This is a genomic window from Streptomyces viridochromogenes, assembly GCF_001270495.1.
GTDB lineage: Bacteria > Actinomycetota > Actinomycetes > Streptomycetales > Streptomycetaceae > Streptomyces > Streptomyces viridochromogenes_A.
On the sequence record NZ_LGUR01000250.1, the window covers coordinates 1 to 24,335 of the forward strand.

General features: G+C 68.3%; 18 protein-coding genes, 5 tRNA genes and 2 pseudogenes. 14 read left to right on the plus strand and 11 right to left on the minus strand.

Annotated features, from left to right (window positions below; genetic code table 11):
* Window positions 1-199, plus strand: a 199-nt coding sequence (locus tag ADK36_RS39975) for a winged helix-turn-helix transcriptional regulator (RefSeq protein WP_199830353.1), incomplete at its 5' end; no start/stop codon positions are given.
* Between the two features lie 276 nt (window positions 200-475).
* Here the strand turns inward: ADK36_RS39975 and ADK36_RS39980 are convergent.
* Window positions 476-843: pseudogene (locus ADK36_RS39980) on the minus strand (transcriptional regulator); the annotation flags it as partial.
* Window positions 844-907: 64 nt separating this feature from the next.
* Window positions 908-1,492, minus strand: coding sequence for an ATP-binding protein (locus tag ADK36_RS39985; RefSeq protein WP_234330050.1), 585 nt, complete (start codon window positions 1,490-1,492; stop codon window positions 908-910).
* 7 nt (window positions 1,493-1,499) lie between these two features.
* Here ADK36_RS39985 and ADK36_RS50795 point away from each other — a divergent pair, with 7 nt between their 5' ends.
* Entirely contained in the window at window positions 1,500-1,898 is a 399-nt protein-coding gene (locus tag ADK36_RS50795) for a hypothetical protein (RefSeq protein WP_425315493.1), read from the plus strand.
* 24 nt (window positions 1,899-1,922) lie between these two features.
* Here the strand turns inward: ADK36_RS50795 and ADK36_RS49270 are convergent, their stop codons facing one another.
* Together ADK36_RS49270 and ADK36_RS40000 are read right to left on the minus strand one after the other, a co-directional pair.
* A complete protein-coding gene (locus ADK36_RS49270; RefSeq protein WP_159391255.1) occupies window positions 1,923-2,510 on the minus strand; it encodes a hypothetical protein in 588 nt (195 codons plus the stop codon).
* A 216-nt stretch (window positions 2,511-2,726) separates the two neighbouring features.
* Window positions 2,727-3,476 carry an IS5/IS1182 family transposase gene (locus ADK36_RS40000; RefSeq protein ID WP_048587615.1) on the minus strand — a complete coding sequence of 250 codons (750 nt, stop codon included), beginning with the start codon at window positions 3,474-3,476 and terminating at the stop codon, window positions 2,727-2,729.
* Between the two features lie 678 nt (window positions 3,477-4,154).
* Here ADK36_RS40000 and ADK36_RS40005 point away from each other — a divergent pair.
* The 4 genes and pseudogenes from ADK36_RS40005 to ADK36_RS40020 all read left to right on the plus strand — a co-directional run.
* A complete protein-coding gene (locus ADK36_RS40005) occupies window positions 4,155-6,068 on the plus strand; it encodes a DUF2599 domain-containing protein (RefSeq protein WP_048587570.1) in 1,914 nt (637 codons plus the stop codon).
* Window positions 6,069-6,203: 135 nt separating this feature from the next.
* A complete protein-coding gene (locus ADK36_RS50800) occupies window positions 6,204-6,878 on the plus strand; it encodes a peptidase M10 (RefSeq protein WP_234330051.1) in 675 nt (224 codons plus the stop codon).
* 9 nt (window positions 6,879-6,887) lie between these two features.
* Window positions 6,888-7,289: a DUF6281 family protein gene (locus ADK36_RS40015; RefSeq protein WP_063776832.1), complete on the plus strand. Its 402-nt coding sequence runs from the start codon at window positions 6,888-6,890 to the stop codon at window positions 7,287-7,289.
* A gap of 209 nt (window positions 7,290-7,498) precedes the next feature.
* Window positions 7,499-8,188, plus strand: a pseudogene (locus tag ADK36_RS40020) (aminoacyl--tRNA ligase-related protein); the annotation flags it as partial.
* Window positions 8,189-8,346: 158 nt separating this feature from the next.
* Here ADK36_RS40020 and ADK36_RS40025 read toward each other — a convergent pair.
* From ADK36_RS40025 to ADK36_RS40045, 5 genes are all read right to left on the minus strand, one after another.
* Window positions 8,347-8,419, minus strand: a tRNA-Lys gene (locus ADK36_RS40025).
* Between the two features lie 131 nt (window positions 8,420-8,550).
* Window positions 8,551-10,116: an amino acid permease gene (locus ADK36_RS40030; RefSeq protein WP_053201136.1), complete on the minus strand. Its 1,566-nt coding sequence runs from the start codon at window positions 10,114-10,116 to the stop codon at window positions 8,551-8,553.
* Between the two features lie 109 nt (window positions 10,117-10,225).
* Window positions 10,226-12,388 carry a DEAD/DEAH box helicase gene (locus ADK36_RS40035; RefSeq protein WP_048581581.1) on the minus strand — a complete coding sequence of 721 codons (2,163 nt, stop codon included), beginning with the start codon at window positions 12,386-12,388 and terminating at the stop codon, window positions 10,226-10,228.
* Between the two features lie 252 nt (window positions 12,389-12,640).
* Window positions 12,641-13,180 carry a hypothetical protein gene (locus ADK36_RS40040; RefSeq protein ID WP_053201138.1) on the minus strand — a complete coding sequence of 180 codons (540 nt, stop codon included), beginning with the start codon at window positions 13,178-13,180 and terminating at the stop codon, window positions 12,641-12,643.
* A gap of 109 nt (window positions 13,181-13,289) precedes the next feature.
* Window positions 13,290-13,640: a metallopeptidase family protein gene (locus tag ADK36_RS40045; RefSeq protein ID WP_030049721.1), complete on the minus strand. Its 351-nt coding sequence runs from the start codon at window positions 13,638-13,640 to the stop codon at window positions 13,290-13,292.
* A gap of 83 nt (window positions 13,641-13,723) precedes the next feature.
* Between ADK36_RS40045 and ADK36_RS40050 the strand changes: the two genes are divergently transcribed.
* From ADK36_RS40050 to ADK36_RS40085, 8 genes are all read left to right on the plus strand, one after another.
* Complete coding sequence (locus ADK36_RS40050; protein ID WP_048581583.1) at window positions 13,724-15,322, plus strand: metallophosphoesterase family protein; 1,599 nt, start codon at window positions 13,724-13,726, stop codon at window positions 15,320-15,322.
* A gap of 80 nt (window positions 15,323-15,402) precedes the next feature.
* A tRNA-Glu gene (locus tag ADK36_RS40055) sits at window positions 15,403-15,475 on the plus strand.
* A 37-nt stretch (window positions 15,476-15,512) separates the two neighbouring features.
* Window positions 15,513-15,587 (plus strand) — tRNA-Asp (locus ADK36_RS40060).
* A 24-nt stretch (window positions 15,588-15,611) separates the two neighbouring features.
* Window positions 15,612-15,685 (plus strand) — tRNA-Phe (locus ADK36_RS40065).
* A gap of 70 nt (window positions 15,686-15,755) precedes the next feature.
* Entirely contained in the window at window positions 15,756-17,384 is a 1,629-nt protein-coding gene (locus ADK36_RS40070; RefSeq protein WP_234330052.1) for a hypothetical protein, read from the plus strand.
* Between the two features lie 92 nt (window positions 17,385-17,476).
* Window positions 17,477-21,436: an ATP-dependent RNA helicase HrpA gene (hrpA, locus tag ADK36_RS40075; RefSeq protein ID WP_053201142.1), complete on the plus strand. Its 3,960-nt coding sequence runs from the start codon at window positions 17,477-17,479 to the stop codon at window positions 21,434-21,436.
* A 93-nt stretch (window positions 21,437-21,529) separates the two neighbouring features.
* A tRNA-Asp gene (locus tag ADK36_RS40080) sits at window positions 21,530-21,604 on the plus strand.
* A gap of 235 nt (window positions 21,605-21,839) precedes the next feature.
* Window positions 21,840-22,043: a DUF6274 family protein gene (locus tag ADK36_RS40085; protein WP_053201145.1), complete on the plus strand. Its 204-nt coding sequence runs from the start codon at window positions 21,840-21,842 to the stop codon at window positions 22,041-22,043.
* A gap of 494 nt (window positions 22,044-22,537) precedes the next feature.
* On the opposite strand, the gene bldC is transcribed toward ADK36_RS40085, so the two are convergent.
* A complete protein-coding gene (bldC, locus tag ADK36_RS40090; RefSeq protein WP_003949541.1) occupies window positions 22,538-22,744 on the minus strand; it encodes a developmental transcriptional regulator BldC in 207 nt (68 codons plus the stop codon).
* Window positions 22,745-23,297: 553 nt separating this feature from the next.
* A complete protein-coding gene (locus tag ADK36_RS40095; protein ID WP_048581587.1) occupies window positions 23,298-24,140 on the minus strand; it encodes a hypothetical protein in 843 nt (280 codons plus the stop codon).
* Window positions 24,141-24,335: the final 195 nt, after the last annotated feature.

The window sequence follows — 24,335 nt, forward strand, 5'->3', positions numbered from 1 at the left end:
GACCCTGCGCGACCTCGAAACCGGTGGACTGATCACCCGCACCGTGCACACCAGCCGCCCACCGACGGTGCTGTACGACCTGACCGACCTCGCCCGCGGTGCCACCACCGCACTGCAACACCTGCAGAACTGGGCTGAAGAACACACCAGCGACTACGACCACTACCGGCGCACCCACACCATTGACCCGAAGCCCTGACAAGGCAGGCTCGGTGCACACGTCACCGTGCTTCCGCCGTCTGAGTCAGCGCCCTGACCAGCATGAACTGCGTGCGGAGCTCAGGACTCGACAACGGCTCGCCGTCACTCACGGTAGGCGCACACGGCTTCCGCACGGCAGGTCGCCGCCGATGGCGGGATCGTGGGTGGTCTGCGTGCGGGTCACCGGGGAACTCGGGGACAAGGGGCGGTCGAAGCCGCACGGTACGTCTTCAGCGTGTATCCCATGCGCTGACGCGACCGGCGTGCGGTTCCGTCAGGCGGACGGGGTCGACGTGTCCGCGCCGGCCCGCGTGGCGTCCGCACCCCAGCTCGCGAGCAGCCGCAGGGCCTCCGCGGACGGCGATCCCGGCTCCGCGTGATGCGTGATCAGGGCCTGGTCGCTGTATCGGCCAGGAGGAAGGTCTCGAAGGACAGGGTGAGGTCGCCGACGAGGGGATGCCGCATGTTTTTGGTGCCGTTGCCCTTCGCCTTCACGTCATGGGCGGCCCACAACCGGCGGAACTCCGGGCTCTTGACGGAGAGTTCGCCCACCAGGGCTGACAGTTGCGGGTCGTCCGGATGGCGGCCCGCGTCCATGCACAGGTAGCCGACCACGTCCGACGCCTTCTGCTCCCAGTCCACTTCCGCTCGCACCTGAAGCAGTTCCCGCCTTGCCAGTCGAACCTGCTCCACAGCTCGGCGGGCTTCAGTCCCATTCCGGCCCCTCCTCCGCGAGGTGAGGCAGAGGGTTTCCGCCGACCAGGGGCACGAAGCGCACCGGACGGGCATGCCAGACGAACTTGTACGGGCCGGCCGAGGGGGGCAGCGTGAACTCCTCGCCGTTCTTCAGGGCTTCGGCGGGCTCGTGCCATCCGTCGGACAGCCAGTCCCAGACGTAGCCAACCACCGACGCGTCGATGGCCGAGGCGATGACGCGCATCTGGATACGAGCCCAGCGGATCGCGCGGTCCGGCGTGGACATGGCCGCGAGCGAGAGCTGCTGGCCGTCCTCCTGGCGCCACTCGCACCAGAACCCCGGCCTGGGCACCACCGGTTCCGGTACGGCGATGGTGCACCACGTGAGGGTGCCCTCCTCGCTGGTCCCCCAGTCCTCGGCGAGGGCTTCGACGATCAGCATGCCGCGACCGCTCTCCTCGTCGGCGCCCGGTCTCTTCACCTGCGGCCGGTCCGGAGTTCCGTCAGCCACCTCGATGCGGACCTCGCCCCGCCAGTACGAGACGGAGAAGCTGACGTCCTCCGTCTCGCCGTACCGGATGGCGTTGGTGGCCAACTCGCTGATGAGCAGGTTGGCTGTGTCGATGCAGGAGCACGAGATCGACCTCGACGCCGGCCTCATCACGCCCGCCAAAGAGATCGTGGTGGACGGCTGGGACCCTTACGAGTCGGAGCCCAAGACGGACGGCAGCGCGAACACGATCGCGCTCGACAGCACGACCATCTCCGAACTGCGCGACCACAAAGCCCGCCAGGAGAAGGAGCGCGCGGAGTGGGGCCAAGCCTGGCAGGACACCGGCAAGGTCTTCACGAAGGAAGACGGCTCGTGGCTCCACCCCGGGACGGTCCCGAGACCTTCCGCCGCATCCTCGCCACGACCGACCTGCCACCCATCACCCTGCGGGACCTACGCCCCACGCCGACGCTCACGCACTGAGGCGGCGGCGACATCCACACGGTGAAGGAGACGCTGCGGCACTCCACCATCACGCTGACCTCGGACACGTATACGAGCCTGCTCCCCGAGCTGGACCGTGAAATCGCCGAGAAGGCAGCGAAACTGGTCCCCCGGTCACGTCCGGCAGCCACTGATTCGCCTGCCCCAGAGTGACTGAAGGCGCTAGTTGGTTCTGACCACGGTTGCCTAGTGAGCTGGTCGTGGCGACCGCGGTGCACTCTCCGCACACCTTCGGCAGGGACTTCAGCGAGGTCAGGGTCTTGTCCACGTCGGCCGGCCGGTCGGCGACGACCTGGTGGTGCAGCTGGGCGTCGTTCCAGGTGTCGTCCAGGCCCGTCGAGGCGGTCACGCGGGCGTCCGCGCCGAAGAACTCCTCGGCGTACAGGGTGTCGAGCAGGCACTGACAGTCGGGTGCGTTGGCGGTCGCCTTGAGCAGCCCGTCCCGCCAGGTGGCGGCGCCCTCGGTGGCGGCCCAGGGCTCACCGAGGTCGGCGTCGGTGGTCGGGGATGCCTTGGGTTCCTTGGCGGGAGCGCCTTGTCCGTGGCGATCGCGGAGCAGGCGGTCGTAGCGAGGAACCCGGCGAGGAGAGGGCCGCTCACGTGTCCACGGGAGCACCGCGAGGGAGGAGACACCACCGCTCCGGGCTGTATGGGTTACGGGCGTTGGTGCCGGGGGTTGTTTCAGCCTTGGCGGGCTTCGGCGGCAGGCTTCGGCTGTGCGGACTGCTGGCGAAGGCGCCTCCAGGGGCAGGGAACCTCGCGCTGCGCGGGGGCGGTGACGGTTCGTCACGAGAGGCAGTACGCCTGTACCGATCCGGATCAGTGAGCCTCTTCAGCGTTGCCGCTCCAGTGTGAGGATGGCCTTGGCGATTGACGTCATTCGATTCGGGCTGCATCGGGACCTGCGGAAGATGCGCCAGGACTTCAGGCGGGCAACGCCGCGCTCGACCGGCGCTCGTGCAGCGGCAAGTGCCCGGTTGAGGGTCTTTTCGGTGGGAGTGAGTTCCTGCAAGGGCTTGCGTTTGATGCCGGTGGTCAGCCACGGGCCAGCACCCTGGTAGGCGAGATCGGCCAGGATAGGAACGCCCTGGCGCTCACAGATGCGGATGATCCGGTGGGTGCGAGCGGCGGTAAGGTCGTGAGTGCGGCCTGGCAGGGCGGGTGAGAGCCACAGCAGCCGGCCGCCGGGGTCGGTGACGACCTGCACGTTCACGCCGTGGCGCCGGTGTTTCTGGGAGTAGTCGCCCCGTCCGTCGCCGACTCGGTCGCACTCGGCGAGCGTGCCGTCCAGCAGGACGAAGTCCGCGTCGCTCTCGAGCAGAACCTTGAGCAGACCCGGTGCTCGTTCGGCGAGCAGGTGGACGACCGCACTGGTGTAGGCGTGGGCGGTGGACTCGCAGATCCCGAACCCGGCAGCGATCTTCGCCAGGGTGGTGTGTTCGCGCAGGTACACCAGTGCCACCATCGCGCGCTGAGACGGGCGCAGCTTGCATCGGCGGTCGCCCTCACGGGTGACGATCAGCATGGTGACCCACTCCACGAGCGCATGCGGCAGGTCGAGTGCGGCAGGATGGATGACCAACGGGGCCCCCGAGCAATGTGGTTGAGACGTCAGACATCTCGATCAACAGCCCACAACAGCCCAGGGGCCTCGCTCGTTGCCCTTCGCTGGCCATCACCTGATCGATGGCCAACTCGAAGAAGCTCACTGCTTCCCACAGGTCGCGCACCGACCACAGAACTCCGAGCAGCACCGCGCATATCGTCACGGGTGACGGAGTTCGTCGGGGGCGGGACGGCCCGTCGGTCGCGTGCCAGATCCGCACTGCGTCGCGAAGACGGTTCGCGCGAACCTAGTCGATTCCGAGCCGCCGGAAATCCCTCCGAAGTAACCCAAGTTCGCGTGCTGCACTGCGGTGCCGCTGCCTCTCAGCCTCTGGGCCCGAGTCTCGTACGGTCCAAGTCACCAACGAATAATGCCAGCGGGAGCCCAGCGACATTTCCACAGCGCTGTGGGTGACAGTCTCAACTTCGCACCCTGATCGCCGAACTCAATGCGACCGGCGAACTCGGCTGGTCCCGCGCATGCACGGCAGCGGCCCCCGCCCCTTCCGTCAGGACAGCTCGCCGAGGGAAGCGCTTACTCCGGGTGGGCGCATCCAGTGAAGACTCCAGGGATGTAGCGCGTCCTGGTGGTTCCTCCGTGGCCGCACGCGTTTCGATCCTCGCACCACGTCATCCTGGAAGGGGAGTCACGTCCATGCGAAGACGAATACTGCGAACGCTGGTCACGCTCTGCACGGCACTCGGCCTGCTGGCCCTGCCGACAGGCCTGACCTCCACGGCTCACGCGGCGACGTCGGAGGACGTCGTACGCAATGAGGAGGGGCACTTCCTGGCCAAGGCGGAGTTCAACTCGGGGCTGCACTACTACCACGAGAACGGTAAGCCGGGCCCTGGAGTCAACTCCTTTCAGGTCCTGGATCGTTGCGGAGACGGTCTGATCCCCAAAGTGACCTGGACGCAAGGCACGACGACCCGCGTCGCGACCTTGACGGACGAGTGCCTGTTACCCGGATTCCCGTTCCGCTCCCATACGGTGAAGACAGGCTACGCCCCGGAAGTGATGGAAAAGACGACCTGGTACGTGTCCCTGGTGGACGCGAACGGGGAACTGAAGTATGCCGGGGACGCGTTTCTTGAGGACTGGTTGGGTTCGTACTCCCACGACACCGAGTCGGAGTTCTTCGTTCACTCCAGCGTCTACCGGGACGAGTTCGGCGACACAGGCCGGGACACTGTCATCGCATCCCTCGTTCCGACCACGGAGGCGTACGGACGCGTCGGCTCGGTGAACGAAGTCTGGGACGAGCTGCTGGAACGCACTCCGCTGCCTCCCGGCATCACCGCGGACCAGAACGAGTCGATGCTCAAGCAGCTGGCGTGCCACCTCCTGTACGCCATACCGGGGAAGACGGGCGGCCCCACATGGGATCTGGAGGCGGAGCACCCGAATATTCCGTGGGAGGAAGTTCTGGATCCGGTCGAGGTCAGGAACCATGAGTGTAACTGGGGCTTCATAGGGGACCGGTTGCCCACCATTCCACCCGTGAACGGCGATCCGGACGACGCGGCCCCGATGGTTCACGCGGGGCGTGATGTCTCGGGGAACGAGGGCTCGGAGGTGAGACTCGACGGGGCCGCCTCCGACGACAGTGGCCGGCCGGCGACCGAGTGGTCGTACACGGTGGGCGACGACGTGGATGCGGGAACCACCTGCGCCTTCACAGACAAGACGAGTGTGGACACCGCATTCACCTGTACCGACGACGGTACGTTCACCGTCACGCTGACCGCTGACGACGGCGTGAACCGTCCGGTCAGCGACAGCGCCCGGGTCACCGTGCGGAACGTCGCCCCCGCGCTCACCTTGAAGGGTCCTGAGAACTGGTCGGTGCACCGGGTGGGAGGTGAGGTGGGCGTCCGGGCAACGTTCACCGATCCCGGCTCGAACGACACCCACACGTGCAAGGTCACCTGGGACGACGGCCAGGTGTCCACCTTCGATGCGAAGGACGGCGTCTGCGACGCCGGGCACGGCTTCGGCCGTGCCGGGATGAACACAATCAAGGTCGCGGTCGCCGACGACGACGGTGGCTCGGACGCCGAAGAGACGATGGTCGTGGTTTACGACCCGAGGGCCGGGCTGCTGACCGGACTCGGCAGCGTGGATGGGAGCGCCTTCACCGTGGCCAGCAAGTACGCCTCGGCGAGCTCTACCGTTCCTGCGGGAGCTGTCGTGCTCGACGTCCCCACCCATGACGGACGTCTGAAGGTCGTCTCGACGAAGCTGGAGTGGCTGGTGATCACGCCGGACGGCAAGGCGGCGGTGAAGGGCGAATCAGTCGATCACGGCTTCCTCGGATACGCCCAGGCAGGCAAGTTCCGTGGAGTCGTCTGGCCGCTCTCCGCCGGGGACGTCCCACCGGAAAATCCGCTGTACGACACCAGCCCGGGGGCAAGCTGGGACCTCGATCGAGCCCAGCCGAAGGCGGTGACGGCCGGGGCCATGGTCATCGACTCGGGCTGGATTCCAGGCCTTCCGAAGCTCCCGGGCACCGGGGGCCTCCTGGACGACCTGCTGCCGAGGACCGGACTCGAACTCGGTCACTGAGCTTCTTCGAGTTGGCCATCGATCAGGTGATGGCCAGCGAAGGGCAACGAGCGAGGCCCCTGGGCTGTTGATCGAGATGTCTGACGTCTCAACCACAGATGTCTGACGTCTCAACCACATTGCTCGGGGGCCCCGTTGGTCATCCATCCTGCCGCACTCGACCTGCCGCATGCGCTCGTGGCCGAGGCGGACGCGGCGAGCTCCCCCGGCGAGTGCCAGGACGGCGCCTACTCGACACTGGACCGGAAAGAGTACGGCATCTACAACTGGTACCTCGGGGACGGGGCCTATCCCGCGGGCATGACACGTCTTCAGGCGCTGGAGTACTTCGAAGGCTCCATCGGACGGATCACGGCCAGCACCAACAACTGTGGCCTGGCCGACCAAGTACCCGCCAAGAGCCACTACGCGGGCGCGACCACGTACGAAGCGGACATCAGTAACCACGGGACGTGCACCGCCCGGGACGGCAAGAGCACGTGGGACGCCGGTGACCTGGCCGCCGGGACCGTCGCCTCGACCTGCGCGCACACATGGCCCAACCCGGCCGGCAAGAACGACCTCCGGGAAGCGGACGTGAGGTTCAACATCGCAGACTTCGACTTCACGAGGAATCCGACGAGCACCTGCAACGGCCTGTACCACGATGTTCTCAACACGGGCACGCACGAGGCCGGTCATGTCTTCGGTCTGGGCCACGTGGGTTCCGGGCATTCGAATCTCACGATGTACACCAAGGCGGACCGCTGCGAAGTGAAGAAGAGGACACTCGGTAAGGGCGACGTCATGGGGCTTCGCAGCATCTACTAGGGAGACTCCATGAGCTGGGTCGGACGACATGCGATTGCGGCGGGAATGGCGGCCGTGGCGTTCACCGCGGTCGGGTGTGGATCAGAAGGTTCAGAAGGTGCCGACGCGAATGGCGAGAGTCTGTGCGCGAGCGACGTCCTCTACGAAGGCCGCACGTACATAAAGCTCCCGGATGTCGAGTTCAAGGTCGGACAGAAACTCGGCACCGCCACGAGTCCGCCGTGCCGTGACACCAATGACCAAGCCGCCGAAGTGCCGGAGTCCTCGGAGAACGCCTATGCGGTGAGCGGCATTTCTCCGGACGTGGTCATAGCGATCGGGTCCTCTCCTGAACAGGCGGAGCCCTTCAGGGTCCTCCGCTCCGACAAGAAGATTCCGCCCGAGGTACAGGAGTTGATCGACGGATCGTGAGCCGAGGCGTGGAAAAGGGCTTCGCCCGGCCCGAGCCTCCCTGTTGCGGTTCCCCCATGAAGTGCGCCAAGCCGTCCTCCACGACGACGCCGGACCCTGTCCCGGCGCACTGACCGATGAGTTGATGCGAAGCCCCGGGGCGAGTGCCCCGGGGTTTTCGTTGTGCGGCGGCGCTCGTCCCTCTCACCCGGACCGGAGAGGAACCCGCCATGCATGACCACCGCCGCCTCGGCCGCGAGCTAGACCTGTTCGACACCGACCCACTGATGGGCGCGGGGCTGCCGTACTGGCTTGCCCGACGAGGCCGTCGTACGGCACACCCTGGAGGAGTAGGTCCGTGAGGCCAAGCAGGCCGCAGGGTATCGGCATGTGTGCTCGCCCGTGCTCGACACACGGGAGCTGTACGAGATCTCGGGGGACTGGGGTCACTACAGCGAGGACATGTTCCCGCCCATGGAGTTGGGCAGCGAAGGGGTGGTCCTACGGCCCAGCCTCTGTCCGCCTCACGCTCTCATCTACCGCTCCCGGTCGCACAGTTATCGCGAACTGCCACTGAGGATGACCGAGTTGGGCGGCCGTACCGCTCAGAGCTGTCCGCTGTGCTCGGCGGCCTCACCCGCGTACGGGCCAATCAGCTCAACGGCGCGCATATCTTCTGCACCTTGGAGCAGGGCGTGGACGAGGCTCATGCCGCGCTCGACCTCATCCGCCGTGCCTACGCCGACCTCGGCATCCGGGCCGCCCGGTACCGGCTGTCGCTGCCCGGGGAGGGCAACAAGTACGTGGCGGATCCGTACCTGTGAAGGCGGGCCACCGCGCTGCTGGAGGAGGTGCTGGACGGGGTGGAGTACGAGGCCGAAGAGGGTGAGGCCGTCTTAGCTCCTCCCGCCACCTCTGTTCCTGGGCACCGCGCTCGCCGGGCAGACAGCCGTCACGGGCACATCCGCTCACGCATCGCTCACGCACGGGCCCGAAAACGCCACAGCGCCCGACCCGACCGAAGTCGACTCAGGCGCTGCGCAGCAGGCCAGAGGGCATATCCCCCGCCCGCCACCGGTAGGCCCTGTGGGACTCGAACCCACAACCAATGGATTAAAAGTCCACTGCTCTGCCAATTGAGCTAAGGGCCCCAGGCGATGTTGCCTCCCCCGAGCATAGCCCCACGTGGCCGAGTCTCCGATCGGGTATCGGGGTCACGGCCACGTCTGCGGTGGCGGAGGCCCGCGAAATGAGCCCGCTCGGGCCCACGTGCGCCGAAGTGCTACGGATCCACCGGTTCGGGCGCCCCCGCGCGAGCCGCGTGCCGGGCGATGGTCCGCTCGTGGTCGGGGTTGAGGAACCAGTGCCGAGCCGAGGCCAGCCACCAGGTCGCGGCGAAGCCGAGGACAGCCAGGACGGCGACCGGGGCGTAGTTGAAGGTCTCCCAGGTCACCGGCGACACCTGCGGCAGCATGAACAGCACCGTGATCACGCCGACCCATGCCACCGCCACCACCCCCACGGCCCTCGACCAGCGGCCCAGATGCCACGGCCCCCGCGCGAAGGCATCGCCCTTGCGCAGCCGCAGCAGTGTCGGGATGACGTAGGCGATGTACAGGCCGATCACCGCGATCGAGGTCACCGCCGCGTACGCCGTGACATTGATCAGATACGGCAGCCCGAGCACCAGTGCCCCGCCGGCGGCCAGCCACACCGCCGCGACGGGCGTGCGCGTGCGCGGGCTGACCGTGTGCCACAACCGTGAGTACGGCAGGGCGCCGTCGCGTGAAAAGGCGTAGATCATACGGCTGTTGGCCGTCACGGACGCCATCCCGCAGAACAGTTGCGCCCCGATCACGACCAGCAGCAGAAGCTTGCCGGCCGTCGCCCCCAGCGCGTCGAGCAGGATCTGCGCGGGCGGCGCGCCCGTCGGGGACGCCAGCGCGCCCTCGTACGACTGGATCGCGTACGTGAAGCCCAGGAGCAGCACGAACCCCGCGATCCACGACGTCCAGATCGACCGCACGATCCCCTTCGGGCCCGCCGTCGACGCGTCGTGGGTCTCCTCGGTCATGTGGGCCGAGGCGTCGTAGCCGGTGAAGGTGTACTGGGCCATCAGCAGGCCCAGCGCGACCACGTACACCCCGCTGCCCCAGCCGGTGTTGTTCACGAACTCGCCGAACACGAAGGACGCGGACTGGTGCTGGTCCGGTACGAAGGCCAGCGCGCCGACGATCACCGCGACGCCGAGCACGTGCCACCACACGCTGATGCTGTTGAGCAGCGCGACGATGCGTACGCCGAAGGTGTTGAGGAGACCGTGCAGGACGAGGATGCCCGCGAAGAGCAGGATCGTGCGGCCCGGTGTCACCTCGAAGCCGAACTGGAGGTTCAGATAGGCGCCCAGGAAGGACGCGGCCCCGAAGTCGATGCCCGCCGTCACCGCCACCTGGCCCAGCACGTTGAACCAGCCCGTGAACCACGCCCAGGCGGCGGCCGTACGGGGCGGCGCGAGCCGGTGCGCCCAGAAGTACAGGCCGGCGGAGGTCGGGTACGCCGAACAGATCTCGGCCATCGACAGGCCGACGAAGAGCGTCATCAGCCCTACGGCCACCCAGCCCCAGGTGATCACCGCCGGGCCGCCCGTGTTCATGCCGAACAGGTAGAGGGTCAGGCAGCCCGACAGGACCGAGATGATCGTGAAGGAGACCGCGTAGTTGGAGAACGCCGACATGCGGCGGGCGAGAACCTGCGTGTAGCCGAGCTGGGCCAGCCGTTCTTCGTCAGAGAGCTTTCCGTCCGAGAGCTTTCCGTCCGACGACCCACTCGCTATGGCGTCATCTGTCATGCCCCCAGCAATTCCCTCGCCGGGGACGTGATATGCGCCACAGGATGGCCGAAAGGGCCCCTTCGAAGAAGGAGCCCTTTCGGATCAGTCGGCGATCAGCGCGCGTGCGTCAGCCGTTGCGCTTCCAACGCGGCTTGTCATCGCGGCGCCCGAAGGAGCCGGACGTGCCGGAGGTGCCGGAGGCGCCGCCACGGTGGTCGTCACGACGGCCGTACGGACGCTCGTGCCCGCCGGAGCGGAAGCCCGGACGGTCGTCGCGGCGGTCGCGGTTGAAGGGACGGTCGCTGCCACGGTGACCGCCGCGCTCGTCCCGGCGCTCGAAGGAACGCCCGGCCGGACGGTCGTCGCGACGGAAGCCGCCTCGGTCGTTGTCCCGGCGCTCGAAGGGGCGGCCACCACGGTCGTCGCGGCGCTCGAAGGAACGGCCACCGCGGTCGTCCCGACGGTCGTCGCGACGGAAGCCGCCACGGTCGTTGTCCCGACGCTCGAACCCACGGTCACCGCGGTCACGGTTGAACCCACCGCGGTCGTTGTCCCGACGCTCGAAGGAACGCCCACCCCGGTCGTCCCGACGGTCGTCCCGGCGGAAGCCGCCACGGTCGTTGTCCCGACGCTCGAACCCACGGTCACCACGGTCACGGTTGAACCCACCGCGGTCGTTGTCCCGACGCTCGAAGGAACGCCCACCCCGGTCATCCCGACGGTCGTCCCGGCGGAAGCCGCCACGGTCGTTGTCCCGGCGCTCACGACGCTCGTACGCCGGAGCCTCCGTCTTGTCGGCCTGGTCGGCGTACTGCGCCACCGGCTGCTCGGGCACGGCCACCTCGGCGGCCTGGACCGCCGCCGCCTGCGCCTCGGCCACCGCGGCCTCCGGGTCCTCGCCCTGCTCGCGGGCGACCCTGGCGACCAGACGGTCGGCCTCCTCACGCAGCTCGGTCGCGCGGCGCTGCGCCCGCTCCAGCTCCTTGGTGAGCTGGGCGACCTCGCGCTCGGCCTGCTGCGCGGCGTTGCCCGCGGACTCGGCCTGGACCTCGGTCATCGACCGGGCACCGGTGATCTCGGCGACCTCGGGCTCGAAGGTCGAGCCGGAGTTGATGATGTGACGCCCGGCGTCGACGCCCGCGTCCTCCATCAGGCGGAAGATCTGGCGGCGCTGGTGCGGCAGCGACAGGGAGACCACGGTGCCGGTGCGCCCGGCGCGGGCGGTACGGCCGGCGCGGTGCAGGTAGTCCTTGTGGTCGCCGGCCGGGTCCACGTTCAGCACCAGGTCGATGCCGTCGACGTGGATACCGCGCGCGGCGACGTCGGTCGCGACCAGCGCGTTGACGTAGCCGTCCTTGAAGTCGGCCAGCGTCCGCGTCCGCGCGCCCTGCGTCATACCGCCGTGCAGCGCGTCGGCCTTCACACCCGCGTCGCGCAGCTGTTCGGCGATCCGGTCGGCGCCCAGCTGGGTGCGGACGAAGATGATGGTGCGGCCCTTGCGGGAGGCGATCGCGGCGGTGACCGGCGCCTTGTCCTTGGGCTTCACGATCAGGATGTGGTGCGACATGGTCGTGACGTTGCCCTGGGCGCTGTCGACCTCGTGCGTGACCGGGTTGCTCAGGTAGCGCTTGACCAGCGTGGAGATCTCGTTCTCCATCGTGGCCGAGAAGAGCATGCGCTGGCCGCCCGCCGGGACCTGGTCGAGCAGCTCGGTGACCTCGGGCAGGAACCCCAGGTCGGACATCTGGTCGGCTTCGTCGAGGACGGCGACCTGCACGGCCTCCAGGGAGCACGCGCCACGGTTGATGATGTCGCGCAGCCGGCCCGGGGTGGCGACGAGGACGTCGACGCCGCGCTCCAGGGCGTAGATCTGGTTGCCCATCGACGTGCCGCCGCAGACGACCTTCATCTTCAGGCCGAGGACGTCGCCGTAGGGCTGCAGCGCGTCGGCGACCTGCATGGCCAGCTCACGGGTGGGCGTGAGGATGACGGCGCGCGGCTTGTGCTTCTCGCTGCGACCGCCGGCCAGCGCGGCCAGCGTCGGCAGACCGAACGACAGGGTCTTGCCGGAGCCGGTACGGCCGCGGCCCAGGATGTCCTTGCCGGCCAGGGCGTCCGGGATGGTCGCGGCCTGGATCGGGAAGGGGACCGTCACGCCGTTCTGCGCGAGCTTGCGGACGACGCCCTCGGGGAGACCGAGGTCCGCGAAGGTCACCTCGGGTGCGTCCTCGACGGCCGCGTTCTCCGCGTCCTCGGGCACGACGACGTGATCAGTACTGGAAATGGACATGCGTATGCGAAACCTTCCGGAGTCTCGTCGGCACGCGCCCGTCAACTCCGTGATTCGCAATACGACCGCCTCAATGCGGTCAGCCACGGCAAGGGAGAGAACGCGCCACACGGCGCGCTCTGCAGTGGCGCCGGGCAAATGGGATCAAACGATCTACCACCATACGCACCCCAGGCCCCCCAAGGCAAACCGACCGTCAACCGTGTAGCCAACGTCACTCGCCACCGCCCCCGCACCCCCGCCGGCCTCACCTCACGCCGGCGACCCCGCGGCCGGCGCCGGCTCCCGCTGAGCCAGCTGCGGCCCCGTCTCCTCGTGCGCCGACGACGACGGCTCGGCCACCGTGGGCGACGGCGAGGCGGACGTCGGCTGCTCGGTCGGCGTCGGATCCGGATCCGGCGTCCGAGTGGGCGTCGGCTCGACCGTCCGCGTGGGCCCCGGCCTCGGGCTCGCCCCCGGCTTCACCGGCCCGCCCCCGGCCGGCTCGGAGGCGCTCACCGCGGCGGACGGCGAGGCCGACGGAGACGCCGACTCCGCGTCCTTGCCCTCGCCCTTCCTCTTGCCCTTCTTCCGCTTCTCCCGCTTGGCGTCGTCCGCGTGCGCCCCGTACCCGGACCCGCCGCCCGACACCGCCGAGCCGCCGTCGGGTTCCTCACCGCCCCGCTGCCCGGCCGAGTGCGACGGCTTCGCGCTCCCGCCACCCCCGTCGTCACCGACACTCATACAGCCGGCGGCAGCGGCGACGGCCATCACCGTGGCGGCCAGACGGACAGGTACGTACAAGGGGCGCACGGGAGCCACCTCCAGGGGCGGGCGAAGAAGTCAACCTGCCCAACTCCCGCCGCCCACAAGAGGACACGCGCCCCGCACAACCCGGACAGCACGCGACACAGAGGCACCCTCACCCGTACCCGAGGGCATGCAATCGCGCATCGTCGATCCCGAAGTGATGCGCGATCTCATGCACCACCGTCACCTCGGTCTCCTCGACGACCTCCTCCCGCGACTCGCACATCCGCAGCGTCGGACCCCGGTAGATCGTGATCCGGTCCGGCAGCACCCCGGCGTACCACTCCCCGCGCTCGGTCAGCGGCGTCCCCTCGTACAACCCGAGCAGCTGGGGGTCCTCCGCCGGTGGTTCGTCCTCGACGAACACCGCGACGTTGTCCATCAGCCGCGTCAACTCCGGCGGAATCCGGTCCAGCGCCTCGGCGACCAGTTCCTCGAACTCCTCGCGCGTCATCTCCAGCACAGGCCCATTGTCGGGCACCACACCGCCGTAGGAGCCGCCAACAGCCCCGCATATCCACTTGCGCACCTGGGCATACGGGACCAATGGCCCGCGTCCCCGCTGCCGTCACGAAGGCCCTCGGTCACCTCCCCAGGGCCCCACGAGCCCTCGCCCGCCGCTACGCCACCCGCCGCCCGAGCCCCACCCCGGAACTCGTCACCCAGCCCCACCCCTGGAAACGCGCCGTCGGCCTGGTCACCGTCGTCCTCCTGGGCGCCTGGCTCGGCCTGCTGGTCGTCGGCAACGTACCCGTCCCGGTCGGCCCGATGAACACGACGATGACCCTGCGCCCCTCCGTCGCCGGCGGCACAAAGATCAACGTCTCCCCGCTCGGCGCGCTCCAACTGGACAGCCACATCGCCCCCGTCCGCCTGGACGTCAACGTCGACCAGCTGGACCCCGTCCGCGCCCAGGCCCTCGTCGACCACCCCGAACGGCTCTCCGGCCTCCAGGACGAGGTCGCCCAGGACGTCACCCACGGCACCGTCGACCTGGCCCTGCGCAGCTGCGTCGCCGTCGTCACCGGCGCCACGGCCCTCGGCCTGGCGGTCTACCGCCGCCCCCGGCGCGCCCTGGTGGCCGGCGGCCTCGCCCTCACCCTGCTGGCGGCCTCGGGCGGCACGGCGTACGCGACCTGGAACCCCGAATCGGTCCTGGAGCCGAAGTTCTCGGGCCTGCTCTCCTCCGCCCCGTCCCTGGTCGGCAACGCGCGCAGCATCGTCACCGAATTCGACGTCTACCAGAAGGAGTTGGCCCGCCTGGTCACCAACGTGACCAAGCTCTACGACGCCACCTCCACGCTCCCCGCCTACGCGCCGGACCCCACCACCATCCGCGTCCTGCACGTCTCCGACATCCACCTCAACCCGGCGAGCTGGAAGATCATCGCCTCGCTCGTGGACCAGTACAAGGTCAACGTGATCGTCGACTCCGGCGACACCATGGACCACGGCACAGCCGCCGAGAACGGCTTCCTGGACCCCATCGAGAACCTCGGCGCCCCCTACGTCTGGGTCCGCGGCAACCACGACTCCCGCCTCACCCAGCGCTACCTGGAAAAGCTCAAGAACGTCCACGTCCTGGACGACGGCAAGGCGCAGACCGTCGCCGGCCTGCGCTTCGCCGGCATCGGCGACCCCCAGTTCACCCCCGACCGCACCCAGATCCCCGGTGGCGACGCCGCGAACGAACTGGCCGGCGCCCGCCTCGCCACCTCCCTGCGCGACCAGCAGACCGCCGGCACGCCCGTCGACATCGCCGTCGCCCACGAACCGGTCGCCGCCCGCCAGACCGACGGCGAGGTCCCCCTCGTCCTGGCCGGCCACATCCACCACCCGGAAATGGAGCTCCTGCCCTACGGCACCCGCCTGCGCGTAGAAGGCTCGACCGGCGGCAGCGGCCTGCGCGCGATCGAGGGCAAACACCCCGACCCCATCCAGACCTCGATCCTCTACTTCGACCGCGACACCCGCCGCCTCCAGGCCTGGGACGAGATCGAACTGGGCGGCCTGGGCCTGACCACGGCCGAGGTGAGCCGCCACCTGGTGGAGGAGAACCAGCCGGGCGGTCCGGACCCCGATCCCGACGCCACATCCCCCGGCCCTACGTCCCCCGGCCCCACGTCCCCCACTCCCACCCCGTAAACCGTTTTGGCGATACCTCCCGCCATCCCATATGCTTCTCACGTCCCCGACGCGCTGAGAAGCGCCCAGGCGGGCCGATAGCCCTCATCGTCTAGCGGCCTAGGACGCCGCCCTTTCAAGGCGGTAGCACGGGTTCGAATCCCGTTGGGGGCACGCAACACCGTGTGCGACACTGTCGTACACATCGCTTGGTCCTGTGGAGCAGTTTGGAGTGCTCGCCACCCTGTCAAGGTGGAGGCCGCGGGTTCAAATCCCGTCAGGACCGCTGAGGTCTCGTAAGAGACCTCGCGGCTGGGTAGCTCAGTTGGTACGAGCGATCGCCTGAAAAGCGATAGGTCGCCGGTTCGACCCCGGCCCCAGCCACACAGTACGAAAACCCCCACCGGATCCCGGTGGGGGTTTTCGTCGCTCACAAGGAGCCTGAGGGGGGTTCTTGAGACGCATCACCAGAGGACTGGTGACGGCCGCCGCCGTCCTGTTCTCCACGCTCGCCATACCTGGCACCGCCCACGCCGCCGGGCCGACCGTCAAGTCCGCGTACAGCGACCAGGCCGACTGGTCGGTCATCGACGTGCGGCTCAACTACAGCGGAGAGATCGCCAAGGTCACCGCGGCGCTGCGTCCCGTCGGCAGCGGCGAGTCGGAGACGCCGGTCGCCACCGTCACCGACTTCACGCAGAAGTACTGGGTCAGCTCGTGGGAGGGCATCTGGGCCTCCCAGCCCGTCCACCTAGACAGCCTCGGCGACTACACGATCGACATCGAGGCGACGAACACCGCGGGCGAAACCACCGTCCAGAAGAACGCGGGCACGCTGCGCTACCAGAAGCAGCCCGTCATCAGCGGCTTCGCCGTCACGCCGACCGAGCCGGACATCGAGCACAGGACGGTCACCGCCACCGGCGACATGGTCCTGCGCGACCCCAGCACCCGCGAAACGGTGCCGTTGCCCGGTGCCACCGTGGACCTCACCTTCGACCAGAACGAGGACAGGACCGCGGTCACGGACGACGCCGGCCACTTCTCGGCCGCGCACGAGGTGGTGGAGGGCGGCTGGACCTTCGCCCAGTACAACGGCGACCTCGGCTTCGCCACGAGCCCCTGGATCGACGTCAGGCCGAAGGCCGCGCCGACCCGGTTCGTCCTGGACAAGAGCAGCTTCCACGTCACCGCCGGCGACAAGGTCAACGTCACCGGCACGCTCCAGTACCAGAGCGGCACCGAGTGGAAGCCGTTGTCCGGCATCCCGCTGGAGATGGACTACAAGGACTGCACCACCTGCAACCCGGTCGAGTCGACCACCGACGCGAGCGGCCGCTTCTCCTTCGTGCGGTCCCCGTACGGCAGCAAGGTCGTGTACGAGGTGGGGTTCCCGCCGTATCCGTACAACGCGTTCATCCAGCGCACCGCCACCGCCGACGTCACCGTCGCGGTCACGGCCACGACGAGGTTCACGGAGTTCACGGCGCGGCAGGACAAGTACGCGCGGCTGGAGATCACCGGCAGCCTCGACGTGATCGGGCGCGACACCAGTGACCAGATCAGCGTCGACATCCAGTACTCGGCCAACGGCACGAGCGGCTGGGCCACGAAGAAGACCGTGAGGACCAGCTTCGGGTCGCAGTTCATCGTGGAGCGGCTGCCGGGCTACACGGACGGCTACTGGCGCCTGCGCTACGCCGGGTCCACCACCAAGGACATCAAGGGCACCGTCAGCAAGAGCCTGCGCAAGACCCGTGCCCTCACCCGGATCAAGGACGCCAACGCGTCTCCCGAGCCGGTGTACAAGGGCAGGACGATCACCGTGAAGGGCGTGCTCCAGGAGCGCGCGGTCGGCTCGTCAACCTGGAAGGCGTACGGCGGCAGGAAGGTACAGCTCCTCTTCCGGCCCAAGGGCAAGAGCACCTGGTACCTGATGGCCACCGTCACCACGAAGACGAACGGCTCCTTCAGCAAGGGCTTCACGGCCAAGGAGGACGGCACCTGGGTCCCCGTCCACCTGTATCCCGACGGCAAGCACTTCGTGGGCGACGGCCGGGAGGACTACGTCGACGTGCGGTGACACACGCGGCGGAGGCGAGCGAGGGAAGTGAGCGGGGGCGGGCCCAAAAGGGTTCGCCCCTTCTTTCCCCGGGATGAGATCCTGGATCGCGTATGTCTACGCATCCCGCCCCCGCCCCCGGCGCTCCGAGCTTCGGCACGCTCGCCCCTCGCCTGACCGAGCTTTCCCTGCGCGAAGCGCAGCGACTCGGGCGCAGGCTCGAAGGCGCGCGCAAGATCCGCAAGCCCGAGGCGCGTGCCGCCGTGCTCGCCGAGATCGAGGCGGAGGTCGCGAAGGCCGAGGAGCGGATCGCCGTACGACGCGAGCGCGTGCCCGCCGTCAGCTACCCCGAGCAGCTGCCCGTCAGCCAGAAGAAGGACGAGATCGCGGCCGCCATCCGTGATCACCAGGTCGTGATCGTGGCCGGTGAGACCGGGTCCGGCAAGACCACGCAGATCCCCAAGATCTGCGTCGAGCTCGGCCGCGGCCTGCGCGGCATGATCGGGCACACCCAGCCCCGTCGTATCGCCGCCCGCACCGTCGCGGAGCGGGTCGCGGAGGAGCTGGACACGCCACTGGGCGAGACCGTCGGCTGGAAGGTGCGGTTCACCGACCAGGTGAACCCGGACTCGACCTTCATCAAGCTGATGACGGACGGCATCCTGCTCGCCGAGATCCAGACCGACCGCGAGCTGCGCGCCTACGACACGATCATCATCGACGAGGCCCACGAGCGGTCCCTCAACATCGACTTCCTGCTCGGGTATCTGGCGCAGCTGCTGCCGAAGCGGCCGGATCTGAAGGTCGTCATCACCTCGGCCACCATCGATCCCGAGCGGTTCTCCCGGCACTTCGGCGACGCCCCGATCATCGAGGTCAGCGGGCGGACGTACCCCGTGGAGGTGCGTTACCGGCCGCTCCTCGAAGAGGACTCCGAGGACGCCGACCGCGATCAGATCACCGCGATCTGCGATGCCGTCGAGGAGCTCCAGGGCGAGGGCAAGGGCGACATCCTCGTCTTTCTCTCCGGTGAGCGGGAGATCCGGGACACGGCCGACGCCCTGGAGAAGAAGAAGTACAGATTCACCGAGGTACTCCCGCTCTACGCCCGGCTCTCGCACGCCGAGCAGCACCGTGTCTTCCAGCCCCACACCGGCCGCAGGATCGTTCTGGCGACCAACGTCGCCGAGACCTCGCTGACCGTCCCGGGCATCAAGTACGTCATCGACCCCGGCTTCGCCCGGATCAGCCGGTACAGCCATCGCACCAAGGTGCAGCGGCTGCCCATCGAGCCGATCTCGCAGGCCAGCGCCAACCAGCGCAAGGGCCGCTGTGGCCGGACCAGCGACGGTGTCTGCATCCGCCTCTACTCCGAGGACGACTTCGTCGCCCGCCCGGAGTTCACGGACGCGGAGATCCTCCGTACGAACCTCGCCTCCGTCATCCTCCAGATGACCGCGGCCGGCCTCGGCGACATCGAGAAGTTCCCGTTCATCGACCCGCCGGACCACCGCAACATCCGCGACGGCGTCCAGCTGCTCCAGGAGCTCAACGCTCTCGACCCGGCTCAGAAGGACCCGCGCAAGCGGCTCACCGAGACGGGCCGCAAACTGGCCCAGCTGCCCGTCGACCCGCGCCTGGCCCGGATGGTCCTGGAGGCCGACAAGAACGGCTGTGTCCGCGAGGTCATGGTCATAGCGGCCGCGCTCTCCATCCAGGACCCGCGCGAGCGCCCGGCCGACAAGCAGACCCAGGCCGACCAGCAGCACGCCCGCTTCAAGGACGAGACGAGCGACTTCCTCGCGTATCTCAACCTCTGGCGCTACGTCCGCGAGCAGCAGAAGGAGCGGGGATCGAGCTCCTTCCGGCGGATGTGCAAGCAGGAGTACCTGAACTTCCTGCGCATCCGCGAATGGCAGGACATCTACACCCAGCTGCGTACGGTCGCCAAGCAGATGGGCATCCACCTCAACGAGGAGGACGCCCCCGACGACCGCATCCACCTCTCCCTCCTCGCCGGCCTCCTGTCCCACATCGGCATGAAGGACGTGAAGGACGGCGCGAAGAACGAGTACCTGGGCGCCCGCAGCGCCAAGTTCGCGGTCTTCCCGGGCTCGGCCCTCTTCAAGAAGCCCCCGCGCTTCGTCATGTCCGCCGAGCTCGTCGAGACCTCCCGCCTCTGGGCCCGGGTCAACGCGAAGATCGAGCCGGAGTGGGTCGAGCCGCTCGCCGGGCACCTGCTCAAGCGGACGTACAGCGAACCGCACTGGGAGAAGGACCAGGCGGCGGTGATGGCGTACGAGAAGGTCACGCTGTACGGCGTCCCGATCATCGCCCAGCGCAAGGTGAACTACGGCCGGATCGACCCTGAGGTCAGCCGCGAGCTGTTCATCCGCAACGCCCTGGTCGAGGGCGACTGGCGCACGCACCACAAGTTCTTCGCCGACAACCGCAAACTCCTCAGCGAGGTCGAGGAGTTGGAGCACCGGGCCCGGCGCCGGGACATCGTGGTCGACGACGAGACGCTGTTCGACTTCTACGACGAGAAGGTCCCGGACCATGTCGTCTCCGGGGCCCACTTCGACTCCTGGTGGAAGCACAAGCGGCACGAGCAGCCGGACTTCCTGGACTTCGAGCGCGAGATGCTCATCCGGGAGTCGGCCGAGGCGGTCACCAAGGCGGACTATCCGGACACCTGGCGGCAGGGTGCGCTGAAGTTCCGGGTGACGTACCAGTTCGAGCCGGGCGCGGACGCGGACGGTGTGACGGTCCATGTCCCGCTCCAGGTGCTGAACCAGGCCGTGGACGAGGGCTTCGACTGGCAGATCCCGGGCCTGCGCGAGGAGCTGGTGACGGAGCTGATCCGCTCGCTCCCCAAGCCGATCCGCCGCAACTACGTCCCGGCGCCGAACTTCGCGAAGCGGTTCCTGGACACGGCGGCCCCTCTGCAGGAGCCGCTGACGGTGACCATGGCCCGCGAGCTGAAGCGCATGGTCGGGGTCCCCTTCACCGCCGACGACTTCGACTGGTCGAAGGTCCCCGACCATCTCCGCATCACCTTCCGGATCGTCGACGAACGGCGCCGCAAGCTGGCGGAGGACAAGGATCTGGAGGCGCTGAAGCTGCGGCTGAAGCCGAAGGCGCGCCAGGCCCTCTCGCAGGCCGCCGCGGCCACCGCCTCCCGCCAGGGCGGCGAGTCCCTGGAGCGCACGGGCCTGACCGACTGGACGATCGGCGCGCTCACCCGCGTCTTCGAGACGCGCCGCGCCGGCCAGCCGGTGAAGGCGTATCCGGCGCTCGTGGACGACGGCGACACGGTCTCCGTGCGCCTCTTCGACACGGAGGCGGAGCAGCAGCAGGCGATGTGGAAGGGCACCCGTCGCCTGATCCTCCGCAACATCCCGGTCAACCCCGCGAAGTTCGTATCCGAGAAGCTGACCAACCCGCAGAAGCTGGCTCTGTCGGCCAACCCGCACGGTTCGATACAGGCCCTCTTCGACGACTGCGCGATGGCCGCGGCGGACAAGCTGATCGGTGACTTCGGCGGACCGGCGTGGGACGAGGAGTCGTACCGGAAGCTGTACGACAAGGTGCGCGCCGAGATCGTCGACACGACCGTCCGTACGGTGGGCCAGGTGCAGCAGGTCCTCGCCGCCTGGCAGGCCGCTGAGCGCCGCCTGAAGGCCGCACGCAGCCCTGCCCTGCTGGCAAACCTCACGGACGTGCGCAAGCAGCTGGACGCCCTTGTGAAGCCCGGTTTCGTGACGGCGGCGGGCCTGCGCCGCCTGCCCGACCTGATGCGCTACCTGATCGCGGTGGACCGGCGGCTCCAGCAGATGCCGACGAACGTCCAGCGGGACACGACCCGCATGGAGAAGGTCCACGAGATGCAGGACGAGTACGCCTGGCTCCTGGAGCAGATGCCGCAGGGCCGCCCGGTGCCGCAGCCGGTGCTGGACGTCCGCTGGATGCTGGAGGAACTCCGCGTCAGCTACTTCGCGCACGCGCTCGGTACGGCGTACCCGATCTCCGACAAGCGGATCGTGAAGACGATCGACACGCTGGCGCCGTAACGAGGCGTGCACGTTGGGTGAGTTCGACCCGGGGCTCACCCTCCTGTACAGTCTCTTCTCGCAGCGCAACGCACGAATGGCGCAGCGAAACCTGGTCCTGTGGAGCAGTTTGGAGTGCTCGCCACCCTGTCAAGGTGGAGGCCGCGGGTTCAAATCCCGTCAGGACCGCAGTGAAGAGTAGGGCCCGCACCCGGTAAAGGGTTGCGGGCCTTATGTATGCCCGGGTCCCGCCTCTCAGTGCCGACCCGTTGCCCCTCAGCCCGTCCGGCGCTTGAGGACCCCTTCAGGGCCGGGTTCGCGGGCCGGCACAACCGGCGGAGCCTCTCGCCACCTTGACGGCGTCACATTCACTCGGTACCCAGAAAACAGGGACCTTCCCGGCATGGCCCCATGGAGGTGGCGTATGGCGGCATCGACCAGGCACGAGACGCGGGCGTTGCTCCGCGCGCACCTGTCCGCCGCCTCCTCCTACCGACATCTCACCCGTCACTGCCCGATCTGCCACCGCCTGCTGCGGCTGGCGCTGGACTCCGCCCCGCGTGGCACCACCCAGGCGGCCCGGGCCCCCGGCGAAGTCACCGAGGGCGAAGCGGCGTCCACCGCGTGACCCGTACCAAGGTCAACTCCCGCCCCCGCGTGGGGTGCTGGAGGCCAGCCCTCCCTTTAGCGCACATAGGCCAGAGGCAACAAGCACCGCGCCATGTGACGGGTGTCACCGCATGAGTTTCCGGAAGTGCGGTACTTACACCCTGCCTACAACTGGTCAATTTAATATGTGCAATTGCACCAGCTTCTAGGGATCCTCCGGCACACGATCGGTGACGCCCCACGACGGGTCCACAGGAGATCCGACAGCCCTCCCCAGACTCCGACAAGGCCACCCACAGGACCGTCGGCCGGCACACATCCCGCACACAAAAAAGATCGCGCTGGACCCGGCGGAGTCCAGCGCGATCTACGACGCACCCTTGTTGCGTGCCCGAAGAGCTCTGACGGCTTGGGCGTGGGCTCTGTTGGGGCAGAACCCGCGTCGCTTGGAGCTAGGGTTCGGGCGCCGCGGCGAGTTGGGGGAACTGCCGTTTTGCCCGGTTATGGAGTTGTTCAGGCCTCGCTGCGCTGCTGCGGGATGCCCGCGAGCAGTGCGCGGACCTCAGCCTCGCGGTAGCGGCGGTGTCCGCCGAGCGTACGGATGGAAGTAAGCTTCCCGGCCTTCGCCCACCGCGTGACCGTCTTGGGGTCGACGCGGAACATGGTGGCGACCTCAGCCGGGGTCAGCAGCGGCTCGGCATCAGGGGTGCGAGCGGTCATGAGCGGCCTCCTCGGGAGAACCGAACCTTCTCGGTTCTTTCCTCTAAATTCTGCACCTTGACCCGCGTTGCCCGAAATGGCGGACGCGAGTCGAGTCGGTTATAGGACGAACGGCTTGTCCTCGGCACTACAACTACACCATCTGTCCAGCCGCGTCGGCCAAACCGATGGAATTGCCCTCCCAGGTGTTCATCAGCGACGGAAGCCGATGGACCATGCCATAGCGGACAGTCACGCCGCTGTGACGATCAGTCACAGTGGCGTGCAGGAGTCCCAAGACCCCCCAAAGCGTGCAATGTCGAGATGGAGTCCTCCCCGGACTCCTTGTCCTATTTTGGCACGAGGGGGGGTTAGGGGCGCAAGGCCCGCGTACGTGCGGTCCGTCACGCTTACGCGCGTTGAATCATGGTTGATGCATACGCCCGTATCGAGTCCTACGTCCCTTGTTGACGAGACATCAGGTACCTCAGAGCGAGCACGAAACCCCAAAACGGGCGGCTCGTCAAACGCCAGTTCGTTACGTCACACAGTGCGTCAGATCACACCGGTCGGCTCAGTTGGCCGATCGCCGGTCCCGCACCGACCGCCACCGCTCCACGAGCCGCCCGTAGGCCACCCCCGCGGCCTCCCCGTCGCCACGACGCAGCGCGTCAATGCCGTGGGTCACATCCGCGGCCGAGTGGTCGTCCTCCAGCTCGCCGGCGGGCAGGGTGTGCACCAGGCCGCCGTAGTCCAGCTCGACCAGCGAGCGCGGGTGGAACTCCTCCAGCCAGCGCCCGACGTCCAGCAGGCCGTCGATGAGCGGCCCCTCGTCGATGGCGTCCTTCAGCGTCCTGAGGGCCCGCGCCACGCGCCGCCGTGCCTCCACCATGGGCGTCCGGTAGCGCAGCATCGGCGGAATGTCGCCCGAGCCCTTGTCGAAGCGCCGCTCCTCGTCCGACACCAGCACGAACCAGTGCAGCGGCACCTGCCAGGTCGAGGTCCGGATCCAGGGCCGGGCGTCCGGGTTGCGGGCCAGCCAGCGCTCGTAGTCCTGGGCCGCCTGGCGCCGTACGACCTCCGGGAGCACCGCGTCCAGGACCGGCTTCGGCAGTTCGTCGGCCAGCTCCCCGAGCGCCAGCCAGCCGCGCAGCCGGGTCCGCCACGGGCACACGCACACCGCCCCGTCGACCTCGGCCACGAAGGCGTCGCCGCTCTCCTGGACGGGGACGGCGACGGGCGGGGTGGGCAGCAAGTCGGCCAGCGAGCGACGCAGTTCGTCCTGGTACGAGGGACGGTCACTGCGGCGGGCATAGCGGGCCCAGTGGTCGCGCTCCGGTTCCGGGAAGGCGGCCAGTGGCTCGTAGACGCGCAGATAGGTCGCGTACGGGACGATCACCGAGGACACCTTGGGCACGCCTGCTCCCTCCCCCGCCATCTGCCAGGAAAACCCGCGAAACCCGCTGACAAACGTGCGGGAAAACTATGCAAATCGTCGCACGGCTGTACTCCGGGAGTAGGTGATCCTGAGCACTGCGGGATGGACGGGTGCCGACGGGTCTAATCTCATGCTCACAGCCCCCGCCACCCGTACGGGAGCTCGCTCCACTCG

Bases quoted from the DNA above. Each gene is read 5' to 3' on its own strand.
- ADK36_RS50795 (WP_425315493.1), top strand. From the start codon at position 1,500: ATGAGCAGGTTGGCTGTGTCGATGCAGGAGCACGAGATCGACCTCGAC.
- ADK36_RS40035 (WP_048581581.1), bottom strand. From the start codon at position 12,388: ATGTCCATTTCCAGTACTGATCACGTCGTCGTGCCCGAGGACGCGGAG.
- ADK36_RS40030 (WP_053201136.1), bottom strand. From the start codon at position 10,116: ATGACAGATGACGCCATAGCGAGTGGGTCGTCGGACGGAAAGCTCTCG.
- ADK36_RS40005 (WP_048587570.1), top strand. From the start codon at position 4,155: ATGCGAAGACGAATACTGCGAACGCTGGTCACGCTCTGCACGGCACTC.
- ADK36_RS40015 (WP_063776832.1), top strand. From the start codon at position 6,888: ATGAGCTGGGTCGGACGACATGCGATTGCGGCGGGAATGGCGGCCGTG.
- hrpA (WP_053201142.1), top strand. From the start codon at position 17,477: ATGTCTACGCATCCCGCCCCCGCCCCCGGCGCTCCGAGCTTCGGCACG.
- ADK36_RS40085 (WP_053201145.1), top strand. From the start codon at position 21,840: ATGGCGGCATCGACCAGGCACGAGACGCGGGCGTTGCTCCGCGCGCAC.
- ADK36_RS40050 (WP_048581583.1), top strand. From the start codon at position 13,724: ATGGCCCGCGTCCCCGCTGCCGTCACGAAGGCCCTCGGTCACCTCCCC.
- bldC (WP_003949541.1), bottom strand. From the start codon at position 22,744: ATGACCGCTCGCACCCCTGATGCCGAGCCGCTGCTGACCCCGGCTGAG.